This is a genomic window from Cohnella soli (assembly GCF_042655525.1).
GTDB classification, from domain to species: Bacteria; Bacillota; Bacilli; order Paenibacillales; family Paenibacillaceae; genus Cohnella; species Cohnella soli.
The window spans coordinates 247501-260574 of sequence record NZ_JBHSMI010000067.1 but is presented as its reverse complement, the minus strand read 5'-3'; the positions used below and the strand labels follow the sequence as shown (position 1 = coordinate 260574).

The window sequence follows — 13074 nt, the reverse complement described above, 5'->3', positions numbered from 1 at the left end:
AATTACTTCGCGAGGCGCATTAACTTAACGCGACGCTTGCGTTACGGGGAACAAATCCGCGATGCGGACGCTGCGCCCGCTTTCGTCCGTGAACACGACATGTTCCCGGCGGAATTGGCGCGGGCTGTCCAGTCCGCAAGCAGCAGCCAGCGAGAACACGCCTTCTCGTAGCTGCAAAATATAGTTCATAACCCGCCATTGCTTCTCTTCGACCGCGAGCGCCTCTTGGAACTTGGCATCCGTCGTTGTAATGCCGGTCGGACATTTACCGGTATGGCACTGCATCGCCATAATGCAGCCGTTAGCCATCATGAAACCGCGTGCTGAATTGACGCAGTCAGCGCCGAGTGCGAGGGCGATCGCCACTTTGTCCGGCGTGATGAGCTTGCCCGATGCGAAAATTTTGAACCGCTCGCGAACGCCGAACGATCTCGCCAGATCATCGAGAATGAGCAGAGCAGGATAGAGAGGTAGGCCCATGCCGTCGGCCATCGCTTTGAACGTAGCTCCGGAACCGCCTTCGGACCCGTCCACCGTGATGAAGTCCGGATAAATGTCAAGGTCGATCATCGCCTGGAACAGCGGTTCGAGCCGTTTCGGATCACCGACGACGATTTTAAAGCCGACCGGCTTGCCGCCTTCTTCTTGCAACGTGGCAATGAAACGCAGCGCTTCTTCCGGACTTGTCAGAAACTCGAAGCGGTTCGGCGAGTTAACTGTCTTGCCGACGGGAACGAGGCGGGCGGCGGCGACTTTAGCCGTCACTTTGGAGCCTTCCAGGTGGCCTCCGCGGATTTTGGCGCCTTGGTGGAATTTCAGTTCGAACGCTTTAATATTCGAGTGTTCCGCTTTGCGCTTGAACGCTTCGATCGAGAAGTGTCCCACATCGTCCCGGAAACCGAACAGACCTGGACCGATCTGCGAGACGATATCGGCACCTGTCTCCAGATGTACCTCTGCGACGCCGCCTTCCCCCGTATTGATCCAGGAACCGCCCGCCATCACAGCACCATTGCCGGTTGATTGAATATAGTTTTCGCCGACTGCTCCGAACGACGTTGCGGATGCGCCGAACATCCCTTTGAGCGTCCATGGGTATCGGCGATTTTCACCAACGACGATAGCATCATCGTCACGGAGCAACCAGCGTCTCACTTGTTCGTCCACCACTTTTTCTTTGCGCGTAAACAAACCTTCGTCGGTAATGACGTACTTTTTGCCGGGTACGAGTGTTTCGTTGTCGATGCGAAGTTCGCTTGTCAGCTTCGGGAACAACGCGTTGGACAAGTAGTAACCGGGTTTCTCGTAATCGCGTTTGCCGCCGAATGAGATCAAGTCCGTCCGATACTTGGCTGCGTACACAAGACCGACGAAATCGGCTCGGGAGAAAGGTTTCCCCTCCGTATCGTTGTCGAACCAGTACTGGCGGAATTCGGGACCGAGTTTCTCGAGCAAATAGCGAATCCAACCCAGAAACGGGTGCGAGCGGATGATGGAATGCTTCGCTTTTTTGGACAAGGCGTACATGTAACCGAGGAAAATAAGCAGCGGGACGACGATGATGACGATGAGAATGGTAAGCAGCGTGATAGCCAATGCGTGAGACCTCCCAAAAGTGATCATGGGTGAAAATGGATGCCTATGTGAACAGTATACACTTAATCGTGCTGGAACATGGGGCTCGACTTTTTGGTGTGGACATTTTTGCAACGAATAGCAGAATCCCGGTAGTTAAAGGCAGAATCGTTACTTCCGAACGGCTTAGGCGAATGTTACCGTTAAATCATGTGTGATTTCGGCAGCCGATAACGGCGGAAGGATGGTTTGTTATGGCGAATCAACGATTGGATGTGCAGATGTCCTGGTGGGCGATGGACAACTTGTCCGAGGCCGATCGAGGGCAGTTAACGGTCGAACGGAAAGTGCAGATGATTGCAGAAGGCGGGTTTGATGGCATTAACGGCTTCTTGCTCAAGCCGGAGGAAGCGGACGAATGGTTCGACAGGCTCGAACGTTACGGGCTTTCTTTCAGTTTGAACGCGTACCCGTCCTCGGTGGAGGACTTGAAAATATTTCTGGAGAAAGCAGCTACGCTTAGGAGAGCGGATTTCGTCAATATGCAGGTGCTGAAACCATTTGCGGTTGGCGAAGAAGCGCTGACATTGTTACGTGGGTTAGATGAGGTTGCACGCGAAACAGGCATTCCAGCGTTCGTCGAGACACACAGGGGCACAGTGACGCAAGACCTTATCCGAACGGCGGAATTCGTCGAGGTGTTGCCGGACTTGCGGCTGACGATCGACTACTCGCATTATGTCGTCGCAGGGGAGCTGCATTCGATATCGCCGGAAGCGGAAAATTGGCTCGGCAAGTTGCTGCCGCGAACATCCAGCATTCACACGCGCATCTCCAACGGCGAACAGATTCAAATCGACGGCGGCGTAGGAGACGATAAAGGCGAACATCCAATGGTGGCACACTTCGCGCGGTGGTGGAAGGAAGGTATGCGTCACTGGCGCGCCGATCCGGCGAACGAGGGGCGAACTTTCCCTGTCGTCATCGAACTGGGGCCGCCATCGTACGCGATCACGACGGACGAACTAGGTGCGCGCACGCAAGAAGTGAGCGATCGTTGGCGCCAGTCACTATATTTGATGCAGCTTGTGCGGAAGCAGTGGGCGGAATTGGAGTTGGAATAGGAAGTGAAACGCTCGAACGTCACAGATGTGTGTGCGACAATATATAGAATAAAAAAAACAGGCCGTGAGCTGGCCTGTTTTTTATTCGCGATGAAACGTCGAGAAAACATACCTAACCCCCGAATCCCGAACAATAACATCCAGCACGCGTTTCCCCCAATTGGATAACTCCGAACCTTTTTCATTCCACTGGTAGCTGATTAGTGCCTTCCACAAAGCCCATCCGCGTGCGCGGTTGATCGTATCTTCTCCTAAGTTCATGCGGTTCAGGTAAATTTGGCGACTGTTGTCATCGAAAAAATTCCATGCCATCACTAGGTCGCTCGAAGGATCGCCCACGCCCATCGTTCCTACGAATCCATTTTCTCAATCATTAGTCATTATAACAGGTTACTTCAAAAAGAATGCCGTCCAGACCCTTGAAATACAAAGTGTATCCGCTTCTTAACACTCTAGGTTCATGTTCGGTTGCAATGCCGGCCGCCGCAATTTTCTGATAGAATTGATCGACCTCGGCCCGAGTATCGACATAAAACCCTAAGTGAAAATCTTTCGGGTAAGGGGCTGCCTCGTTTCGATCGGACTGAAGTTTGCTCAGAACTAGGGTAAACCCGTGACCGTCGGTCATCACAGCAATAAATTCACCTTTTTGATCTAAAAGCTGGAAGTCGAAAACATTTTGGAAAAAGGGAATGGCCTCAGAAAGATCGTAAACGCACAAATTCAAATGATTAAGTTTCATTTCGTGGATCTCCTCTCCGTTACATATAATCTAATGATATTAGAATAATCTAATGGTGTTAGAATACGAAAACATGATATACTTGTCAAGTGAAAGAGGTGCGCGTAATGGCGAGACGACGAACGACTCGAGTATCGAACGCTTTAATTGTTGAAGATCCAATTCATATCCCGCTTGATCAGGCTCGAATATTGGAAACTGCTCTTCAGTTATTAAACGAGATGGGTTTGAGAGAATTAAGCATGAGGAAGATAGCCGATAAATTACAGGTGAAAACGGCATCTCTGTATTATCACGTCAAAGATAGAGAACAATTGATGCAATTGCTCTTGGACCGGATATGTAGAGAAATGGTTTGGCCGGAAGCGGGGCTGCCTTGGCAAGATCAGATTTATCAGTGGGCGGGGCAATTTAGAAAAGTCCTTCTCTCCCACCGGGGGGCGGTTGAGTTGTTTAGCCAGACGATTGCATCCGGTTACGAACGGTTAACCCAGATTGAGAAGTTGTACCAATTGCTTGTTTCTGCGGGATTTGCAGATCTCCAAGTACCGTGGATCGCCTCCATGCTCAAAAATTACGTGCTAGGCTTTGTGGCAGAGGAGGATCAGTTGCAGTCAATCGCCAAAGACCAGGATGTTTCATACGAGGAAATGGGGGAACAGGTGGATCAATTTTTCCGCCAGCTGCCTGAGGAACAATTTCCGAATATGATTCGTCTTGCTACTTATACAACGAAAACGAATTGGGAGAACGAGTTTCATTTTGGGCTGAGTGTATTAATAGACGGTTTTTCAGTCAAACTCATGCCGGGCAATTAAGGCAACTCATTCGTTATACATCCCCCGAGATAAGGAGCACCCCAATGAACGCAGACACAGTCATGCAGGAACTCGAAGCGCTCGGCAAGGAGCGGTTAAAGAAAATGTATATGTCCAACGGAGCGAGAGAGCCGCTCTTTGGCGTGGCGACGGGCGAGATGAAGCCGCTTGTGAAGAAGATCAAGATCGATCAGCCGCTTGCGGAGCAGCTTTACGCGACGGGCAACTATGACGCGATGTATTTCGCGGGCATTATCGCGGACCCGAAAGAGATGGCCGAAGCGGACTTCGAGCGCTGGATCGATGCGGCGTACTTCTATATGCTGTCGGACTTCGTAGTCGCGGTCACGCTGTCGGAGGCGGATATTGCGCAAGCGGTAGCCGACAAATGGATAGCAAGCGGCGAGGAATTGAGAATGTCTGCGGGGTGGAGCTGTTATTGTTGGCTGATAGGCAATCGGCCGGATCACGAGTTCTCCGAGAGCAAACTGGCGGGCATGCTAGAGCTAGCACAAAGTACGATACATGGAGCACCCGAACGGGCAAAGTACGCAATGAACCAGTTTATTTATACGGTGGCCGTGTCCTACGTACCGCTGCACGAACGTGCGATCGAGACCGCCAAGGCGGTTGGCCCGGTTGAAGTCGGCCAGGTCAAGTCGAAGCCCAAGCTGTTGAACGCCACAGATAACATTCAGAAAGCCCTAACCCGAGGACAACTGGGGTTCAAACGCAAACATGTGAGATGTTAGCCAAAGAGGGCAACGTCATCGCACGGTCCGAGCCAGGCGGAACCCCAGGTCGTCGATCGAGAAAGTCGGATGGCTGCGGCGGCGGCATGTCGCTCCGCAGCCTCGGGCCGTGTCTGCCCAACTGCCGCCGCGGAAAATCCGATAAGACCCGTAGACATTCTCATCGTACAAGTCCCAGCACCACTCCCACACGTTACCGAGCATGTCGAATAGCCCCCAAGCGTTCGGCTCCTTCTGACCTACGTCATGAATGACGCCTCCCGAGTTTTCCTCGTACCAAGCAAATCGGTCGAGTTCCCCGTACTTGTACCCGGTCGTCCCCGCCTTGCAAGCATATTGCCACTCCGCTTCCGTCGGAAGGCGATAACCGTTCGCTTCCCAGTCGCAGTCGATCCCCACATCGTTCCCATCGATCGCATAACATGGTTTCAACCCCGATTGCTCGGATAACCGATTGCAGAAAGCGATGGCATCGAGCCATGAGACGTTCACGATTAAATTGTGTTTCGCTGTCAATGGCCCTATTTCCAATTTTTTCTGGCACTACGAGGGGAATTCGGCTATAACTAAGAATGGAGGGATATTTTCGGACTGGGGCGTGCCTGAAAACTCGCTCGGGGGCATCTTTCACCGCCTTTTCGCCCCCTGCTTCGTCACTTTTGCTCGACGTACCCCGGTACGCCTTCACAAAAGTTCCTTGCATGGAACGAAAATTCGGCAAAATCTCCTTCCCTCGGAGTATTCAGACACTCCCTAGAAAGGTGTTTTTTCGATGAAATTCCGCACGAAGCTAATCGCGGGGTTCGCGACAATTTTGGTTTTACTGGTCGTGTTTTCCGCCATCGTTCTGAAAATGTTTTTTAGTATGAATGAGGCTATGCACGGAATTGTAGACGAAAATTACTCCAAAGTGAAACTTGCCAACGTCGTACGTTCGGACATCAATCTCATCAATACAGAGACGAATGAGCAACTGATTACGCTGCAAACGAACAAGCTTCAAGAAAGCGTTGCCAAGATTAACGATACGAAAAAAAGATTAAACGACAACCTGAACAAGCTGGAGCGGATGTTCGAAGAGAAGTCGGAAGCTCGGATGCTCGTTCAAGAATTCCATCAACTGCATGACGACTTCGTTCAAAGCACGGACGAATCGCTCAGGATGCTGCAGATCGGCAAGAAAGACGAAGCCGTGCAGTGGCATAGAGAAAAGACAGAGCCGATCCGGGTCGCTCTGTTCGAGGACATCAAGAAGTTTAATGCTCTGCAAGAGCATGAAATGGATACGGCACTGAACGATTCGACCGACATGTACGGGCTAGTCATTCGCCTGATCATCGCAGTGATCGTCTTCATACTGATTTGCACGTCGCTCGTCGCTATATGGGTGTACAGAAGCGTAACAGGTAGCTTATCGCACATTATTACGGTGATGAAGCAAGCTTCTATTGCGGACCATAGCGAACGGTTGCCGCGTATCGAAGTACGCAAGAGGGATGAGATGGCCAGCATCGGGCGCGCCTACAATGTCATGGCGGAAGCTCTTGAAGAACAAGCGGCGTTCCAGAGGCAGACGAACTCCCGATTGCAGGAGCAGAATTGGAAGAAATCGAAAGTCGCCGAAATTACCGCCATGTATCAGGGGGTACAGACGCTAACCGGGCTCGCGAAAATATTCATTAAAGCCGTCGCCCCCTTGATCGGAGCGAGCTACGGCGTCTTCTATAATCGGCATGACGGGGAAGACGGAATCCCTCGGTTGGTCAAAGGCGGTACATACGCGGCGAATAACGAGACGATCGGTTTGGATGGTTTTCAGTTCGGACAAGGACTTGCCGGGCAATGTGCGGAAGAGAACAAAACGATTATTTTAAGCGAACCGCCTTCGGATTATATTCAGATCGCCTCTGGACTCGGAACGGCTTCCCCGGCGCAAATCGTGATTACGCCGGTAGCGTTCGAGAATCAAGTTGTCGCTGTCATCGAAGTGGCATCGTTCCAGCCTTTTACCCAGACCCATCTGCAACTGCTCGAGGAACTGACAGAACTGCTCGGCATTACCATCAAGAGCGTAGCCGGGCAGATGCAAGTTAAGCGGCTATTAAGTGAATCGCAGATCATTACGGAGGAACTGCAGACACAATCCGAAGAGATGCAATTGCAGCAAGAAGAATTGAAGACTTTAAACGAGCAACTGCGGGACCAGATCGAGGCGTCGGAGAAAAAAAGCGCCGAGCTGGAGAAAATCAAAGCGGTGCTTGAAGAGAAGAACGAACATATTATGCTCGCTTCCGGCTACAAGACGGAGTTCCTGACGAATATGTCGCATGAGCTTCGTACGCCGCTGAACAGCTTGCTCATTTTGTCGCAGATGCTGGCGAGCAACAAGGAAGGCAACTTAAGCGCCAAGCAAATCGAGTATTCGCAAACGATTTATTCGTCGGGCAAAGACCTGCTCGGCCTTATTAACGAAGTGCTCGATCTGTCGAAGATTGAAGCCGGGAAGCTGGAGCTCGTGTCCGATTGGGTCAAGCTGCACCATTTCGTTGACTTCGCGAGGCGCCAATACGAACCGGTCGCGAATGACAAAGGTTTGACGTTCGAAGTGAGCATAGATGAAGGAATCATCGATCTGATGATCTACACGGACGAGCAGCGCCTGCAGCAAATTATGCAGAACTTGCTTTCCAACGCCTTCAAATTCACGGAGCATGGCGGTATTATGCTGGAGATCAGCTTGGTCGCCAAGGAAGAGGCGATCGGCGTGCCGCTAGACTTCGTTGGAGACGTTGTACTTGCGATTGCCGTGTCGGATACGGGAATCGGCATCCCGCAAGAGAAGCAGGCACTCATCTTCGAAGCGTTCCGCCAAGCGGACGGAACGACGAGCCGCAAATACGGTGGAACGGGCTTAGGGTTGTCCATCTGCCAGAAAATCGCTCAACTGCTTGGCGGTTCGATTCGGATCGAAAGCAAAGAGGGGGCCGGGAGCACGTTTACGTTATACATACCGGTGCATAAGGTTCGCGGAGATCTGCTGCATCTTTCCATTCCGGAAGCTGCGGCGGCGCTCGAAGCGCGAAGTCCGGATGCCGCGGGCGAAAGCTCGAGCATATCGCTTGAAGGGAAGAAAGTGCTGCTTGTCGATGACGATTTGCGCAACATTTACGCGTTGACAACAGTATTGGAAGCCCAAGGAGTCGAAGTCACATTCGCCGAGAACGGACAGGAAGGCATTCAACGGCTGTACGAGGATAGCGACATCAATCTTGTCATTATGGACATTATGATGCCGAAGATGGACGGGTACGAAGCGATTAGAGAAATCCGCAAGCTGCCGCCATTCGAGAATTTGCCGATTATCGCATTAACGGCCAAAGCGATGAAGTACGACCGGGAGAAGTGTCTCGAGGCGGGCGCGAACGATTATATCAGCAAGCCGATTCTCGTAGATCAACTATTGAGTTTGATTCGAGTCTGGTTATATAGGTAGGCGTGCCCATGGAGATGAACAACGATTCGTTACCGCAAACGCATGACGACGAGATCGAGAAGCTGGAAATCTCCTTGTTGCTTGAAGGCGTGTACCGGCATTACGGACAAGATTTCAGAAACTATTCTTACCCGTCGATTCGAAGAAGAATCATTCACCGCATGCAGGGAGAAAATGTAGGTTCGATACTGGGACTGTTGGATAAAGTGCTTCATGATCGCAACGTGATGGATCGGTTGTTCGCCGACTTCTCGATCAACGTGACCGAAATGTTTCGGGAGCCGAGCTTTTTTCTCGCATTCCGCCGCAAAATCGTGCCCCAGCTTCGGAACTACTCTGCAATCCGTATCTGGCATGCCGGTTGCTCGACGGGCGAGGAAGCGTATTCCATGGCTATTTTGCTGCATGAAGAAGGTTTGTACCATAAGACGATGCTCTATGCGACGGACATGAACGACAAAGTGCTGCGGCAAGCAGCAGGGAGGACGTTTCCTTTGCACAAGATGCAGCTGTATACGAGAAATTATTTGCAGGCAGGTGGGGAAGAAGCATTCTCGCAATATTATTCGGTTAACGAAGATGGAGTTGAATTTAAGCCCTATTTATCCGAAAATATGATTTTCTCGCAGCATAATCTGGCTATCGATCATTCTTTTAACGAATTTCATGCGATCATCTGCCGGAATGTGCTCATCTACTTTAATGAATCGCTGCAGCGACGCGTTCTTCGGTTGTTTAACGAAAGTCTCGTTGAATCCGGCTATTTGGGTCTCGGCAACAAAGAAGGACTTCTTAGAGCACATGCGGTTAGCTTCGAAGAAGTGGACGCGAAAGAAAAAATATATCGCAAAGCAGTCGAATCCGCCGATCGCGGAACCTACTTTGTAGAACGAGGGTAGGCGATGGAAACGAAGATCGACATTATAATGGTTGACGATCGTCCGGAGAACTTGCTTGCGCTCGAAGCCGCGCTCTCCGATCCCGGCTATAATCTCATCGGATTAAAGTCGGGCGAAGACGCGCTCCGCTATGCGATGCGGGAAAATATGCAGAACGTCGCGGTTATTCTTCTTGATGTCCAGATGCCGGGGATGAACGGTTTCGAGACGGCCAAGCTGATCAAAAGCCGGGAGAAGACGAAGGACATCCCGATCATCTTTATTACGGCGATCAGCAAGACGGCGGACCATGTATTGCAAGGATATCGTGCCGGCTCGGTCGATTACGTGTTTAAGCCGTATAATCCCGATATTCTGAAGATGAAAGTCGATGCTTTCGTGCAGATGCATCGCTTCTACAGAGATCAGTACGAGTATTTGGAGCAAATCGTTCAGGAACGTACGACGGAGCTGATCGCCGCGAACGAAGCGCGTATCGCATGGGAGAAGGAGATGGCCAAGTTAGCCAGGCTGAACCTGATCGGCGAGATGGCGGCCGGCATCGCGCATGAGATCCGCAACCCGATGACGACGATTCGCGGATTTCTGCAGATGTCGAAGAAAAACAGGAACATGACGACCGAGTACGTCGACATTATGCTCGAAGAATTGAACCGGGCGAATGGCATTATTACCGAATTTCTGTCTTTGGCGAAGAACAAGACGACGAATTTGAAAACGATGAACCTGAATGAAATTCTTTCTTCCTTGGAACCGCTCATTCTGGCAGAAGCGATGGTGTCGGGCAAGCATTTCCAGGTTCATTACGGGGAAATCGCGGAACTGATGCTGGATGAGAAAGAAATTCGGCAGCTCGTTCTGAACATGGCGATTAACGGATTGGAAGCGATGTCTCCGGGAGGCGCTCTGACGATCACGACATATGGTCAAGGCAACGAAGTCATATTGCGTATACAAGATCAAGGCAGCGGCATTCCGGAGTCGTATTTGGAGAAGCTGGGGACGCCTTTTTTTACGACGAAGGAAGCGGGGACCGGACTCGGACTGGCGGTTTGCTACAGCATCGCCGCAAGGCATAAAGCGATTATCCATGTGAACAGCGGAAGTGCCGGCACGGTATTCAGTATCCGATTCGGGGGAGCCGGAGGTAACTAATAGAGGGATTCAAAATGACTTCCGGATTTTTCCGGGAGTTTTCTTTTCGTTCGCCGTATATTGACGGAGCAGGTTTGGTTAAGTAAATTAGTAAATAAGTAATTCAGTAAAATCGAAGGGCGACAAAAGGAGAGGAAAACAACATGGACAAAAACAGGCGCAAAGAGCTGCAAGAAGCTTATAAAGAAATCAAAATCTATATGGGCGTTATTCAGATCAAAAATGTAACAAACGGCAAAATCTATCTTGCTTCGTATCCGAACTTAAAAAATAAATGGCTGATGATCCAGGCGCAACTGGATATGGGACGATTCGCGAACTTGGAGCTGCAGAAAGATTGGAAAGAGCTCGGAGCGGGCGCGTTCGAATACGAAGTGCTGGAGCAGAAAGTGATCGACGATATTACCGACATGAAATGGGAGCTGAAAGTGGTTTTGAAGCCGTGGCTGGAGCGGTTGCGGCCTTACGAGGACAAAGGATACAATCGGGAAAAATGAGGCCGGCGAACGTATAGATTGACACTCCCATCGGGCGTATGATATATAAAAAGTAGACTTAGCACTCGGGAAAGATGAGTGCTAACACCGAAGGGGGATTTATTTCACGATGGCGAAGAAGGAATTCAAAGCGGAATCGAAGCGCTTGCTCGAGATGATGATCAACTCGATCTACACTCAACGGGAAATTTTCCTGAGGGAACTGATCTCCAACGCTTCCGATGCGGTCGACAAAATTTATTACAAGGCGCTTACCGACGACAACCTCGTCTTTAACAAAGAGGACTACTACATTAAAGTAACGGCGGACAAAGCAACTCGTACGCTGACGATTGCCGATACCGGTATCGGCATGACGAAAGACGAGCTGGAGAACAATCTCGGCGTTATCGCCAAGAGCGGTTCTCTTGCGTTCAAGAAAGAGAACGAGGCGCAAGACGGCCATAACATCATCGGCCAATTCGGCGTTGGTTTCTATTCGGCGTTTATGGTAGCCGACGTCGTGACGGTGACGAGCCGCGCGCTCGGCAGCGACGAGGCGTTCAAATGGGAGTCCGAAGGCGCGGACGGCTATACGATCGTACCGGCGGAGAAAGCCGAAGTCGGCACCGAGATCGTCATGAAGATCAAGCCGAACACGGAAGACGATAACTACGACGAATTCCTTGAAGAATACCGCTTGCGGGCGATCATCAAGAAATATTCGGACTTCATTCGTTATCCGATCAAGATGGAGATGTCGAGCCGCCGCCCGAAGGAAGGCGAAGAGGGCGAATTCGAGGAGTTTAAGGAAGAGCAGACAGTCAACAGCATGGTGCCGATCTGGCGCAAAAACAAAAGCGAGCTGAAGGACGAAGACTACGCGAACTTCTACAACGAGAAGCGCTACGGCTTCGACAAGCCGCTTAAACACGTTCACCTGAGCGCGGACGGCGCGGTACGCTACCAAGCGATTCTTTTTATTCCAGAGAACACTCCTTTCGATTATTACACAAAAGAGTTCGAAAAAGGGCTCGAACTGTACTCGAACGGCGTACTCATTATGGACAAGTGCGGTGACCTGCTGCCGGACTTCTTCGGTTTCGTGAAAGGGATGGTCGATTCCGAGGATCTGTCGCTTAACATCTCCCGCGAGATGCTGCAGCACGATCGTCAACTCAAGCTCATCGCGAAAAACATCCAAAGCAAAATCAAATCAACGCTGCTCAGTCTGCTGAAGGACGAGCGCGACAAATACGAGACGTTCTACAAGGCGTTCGGCCGTCAGCTCAAGTTTGGCGTGTACAACGACTACGGCATGAACAAGGACGTCTTGCAAGATTTGCTTCTGTTCACTTCCTCCAAGGAGAAGAAGCAAGTGACGCTGGACGAATACGTCTCGCGGATGCCGGAAGAGCAGAAGTACATCTACTATGCGTCAGGAGAATCAGTCGATCGTCTCGAGAAGCTTCCTCAGACAGAGATCGTTCTGGACAAAGGGTACGAGATTTTGTACTTCACCGACGACATCGACGAGTTCGCGATCAAGATCATCGCTTCGTACAAGGACAAAGAGTTCAAATCCGTTTCCAGCGGGGATCTGGGCATCGACTCCGAGGAGAAGGATAAAGAAGCCGAAGAGAAGCAAAGCGGCAACAAAGAGCTGTTCGAGTATATGCAAAGCTTGCTCGAAGGCAAAGTCAAGAGCGTCAAGGCATCGAAGCGCCTGAAGTCCCACCCGGTCTGCTTGACTGCGGAAGGCGAATTGACGATCGAGATGGAGAAAATTTTGAAGGCGATGCCGAGCGGTCAGGACGTGAAGGCGGAGAAAGTACTCGAGATCAACACCGATCACGAAGTATTCCGCTCGCTCCAGAACGCGTTCGAGAACGACAAGACTAAGCTGGGCTTGTATACGAGCTTGCTCTACAACCAAGCGCTCCTTATTGAAGGATTGTCGATCGAAGATCCGGTTGCATTCACGAACGACATTTGCAAAGTCATGGTATAATAAGTAAGACGTTGCCCCGATCCCGGATC

General features: G+C 50.9%; 11 protein-coding genes and 1 pseudogene. 8 read left to right on the top strand and 4 right to left on the bottom strand.

Annotated elements, in window-relative coordinates:
* Positions 1-24 precede the first annotated feature (24 nt).
* Positions 25-1596, bottom strand: a complete 1572-nt coding sequence (locus ACFPOF_RS30570; protein WP_378139441.1) for a glutamate synthase-related protein — start codon at positions 1594-1596, stop codon at positions 25-27.
* Positions 1597-1829: 233 nt separating this feature from the next.
* Here ACFPOF_RS30570 and ACFPOF_RS30565 point away from each other — a divergent pair, with 233 nt between their 5' ends.
* A complete protein-coding gene (locus ACFPOF_RS30565) occupies positions 1830-2699 on the top strand; it encodes a sugar phosphate isomerase/epimerase family protein (protein ID WP_378139439.1) in 870 nt (289 codons plus the stop codon).
* Positions 2700-2780: 81 nt separating this feature from the next.
* Here the strand turns inward: ACFPOF_RS30565 and ACFPOF_RS30560 are convergent, their stop codons facing one another.
* Together ACFPOF_RS30560 and ACFPOF_RS30555 are read right to left on the bottom strand one after the other, a co-directional pair.
* Positions 2781-3038, bottom strand: coding sequence for a hypothetical protein (locus tag ACFPOF_RS30560; RefSeq protein WP_378139437.1), 258 nt, complete (start codon positions 3036-3038; stop codon positions 2781-2783).
* 34 nt (positions 3039-3072) lie between these two features.
* The gene (locus ACFPOF_RS30555; protein WP_378139435.1) at positions 3073-3441 is read right to left on the bottom strand and encodes a VOC family protein; all 369 of its coding nucleotides are present in this window, start codon (positions 3439-3441) and stop codon (positions 3073-3075) included.
* Positions 3442-3530: 89 nt separating this feature from the next.
* Between ACFPOF_RS30555 and ACFPOF_RS30550 the strand changes: the two genes are divergently transcribed.
* Entirely contained in the window at positions 3531-4259 is a 729-nt protein-coding gene (locus ACFPOF_RS30550; protein WP_378139433.1) for a TetR/AcrR family transcriptional regulator C-terminal domain-containing protein, read from the top strand.
* A gap of 44 nt (positions 4260-4303) precedes the next feature.
* Positions 4304-5011, top strand: a complete 708-nt coding sequence (locus tag ACFPOF_RS30545) for a DNA alkylation repair protein (RefSeq protein ID WP_378139431.1) — start codon at positions 4304-4306, stop codon at positions 5009-5011.
* Positions 5012-5026: 15 nt separating this feature from the next.
* Here ACFPOF_RS30545 and ACFPOF_RS30540 read toward each other — a convergent pair.
* A pseudogene (locus ACFPOF_RS30540) lies at positions 5027-5506 on the bottom strand (formylglycine-generating enzyme family protein); the annotation flags it as partial.
* A 277-nt stretch (positions 5507-5783) separates the two neighbouring features.
* On the opposite strand from ACFPOF_RS30540, the gene ACFPOF_RS30535 reads away from it, so the two are divergent.
* From ACFPOF_RS30535 to htpG, 5 genes are all read left to right on the top strand, one after another.
* Entirely contained in the window at positions 5784-8504 is a 2721-nt protein-coding gene (locus tag ACFPOF_RS30535; protein ID WP_378139429.1) for an ATP-binding protein, read from the top strand.
* 8 nt (positions 8505-8512) lie between these two features.
* A complete protein-coding gene (locus tag ACFPOF_RS30530) occupies positions 8513-9403 on the top strand; it encodes a CheR family methyltransferase (RefSeq protein ID WP_378139427.1) in 891 nt (296 codons plus the stop codon).
* Positions 9404-9406: 3 nt separating this feature from the next.
* The gene (locus ACFPOF_RS30525) at positions 9407-10558 is read left to right on the top strand and encodes a response regulator (RefSeq protein WP_378139425.1); all 1152 of its coding nucleotides are present in this window, start codon (positions 9407-9409) and stop codon (positions 10556-10558) included.
* 143 nt (positions 10559-10701) lie between these two features.
* Complete coding sequence (locus ACFPOF_RS30520; protein WP_378139423.1) at positions 10702-11055, top strand: GIY-YIG nuclease family protein; 354 nt, start codon at positions 10702-10704, stop codon at positions 11053-11055.
* A gap of 109 nt (positions 11056-11164) precedes the next feature.
* Positions 11165-13045 carry a molecular chaperone HtpG gene (htpG, locus tag ACFPOF_RS30515; RefSeq protein ID WP_378139421.1) on the top strand — a complete coding sequence of 627 codons (1881 nt, stop codon included), beginning with the start codon at positions 11165-11167 and terminating at the stop codon, positions 13043-13045.
* Positions 13046-13074 lie beyond the last annotated feature (29 nt).

What these genes read in the sequence shown, in the direction of transcription:
- ACFPOF_RS30565 (WP_378139439.1), top strand. Translation starts at nt 1,830, where the DNA reads ATGGCGAATCAACGATTGGATGTGCAGATGTCCTGGTGGGCGATGGAC.
- ACFPOF_RS30555 (WP_378139435.1), bottom strand. Translation starts at nt 3,441, where the DNA reads ATGAAACTTAATCATTTGAATTTGTGCGTTTACGATCTTTCTGAGGCC.
- ACFPOF_RS30545 (WP_378139431.1), top strand. Translation starts at nt 4,304, where the DNA reads ATGAACGCAGACACAGTCATGCAGGAACTCGAAGCGCTCGGCAAGGAG.
- ACFPOF_RS30535 (WP_378139429.1), top strand. Translation starts at nt 5,784, where the DNA reads ATGAAATTCCGCACGAAGCTAATCGCGGGGTTCGCGACAATTTTGGTT.
- ACFPOF_RS30530 (WP_378139427.1), top strand. Translation starts at nt 8,513, where the DNA reads ATGGAGATGAACAACGATTCGTTACCGCAAACGCATGACGACGAGATC.
- ACFPOF_RS30525 (WP_378139425.1), top strand. Translation starts at nt 9,407, where the DNA reads ATGGAAACGAAGATCGACATTATAATGGTTGACGATCGTCCGGAGAAC.
- ACFPOF_RS30520 (WP_378139423.1), top strand. Translation starts at nt 10,702, where the DNA reads ATGGACAAAAACAGGCGCAAAGAGCTGCAAGAAGCTTATAAAGAAATC.
- htpG (WP_378139421.1), top strand. Translation starts at nt 11,165, where the DNA reads ATGGCGAAGAAGGAATTCAAAGCGGAATCGAAGCGCTTGCTCGAGATG.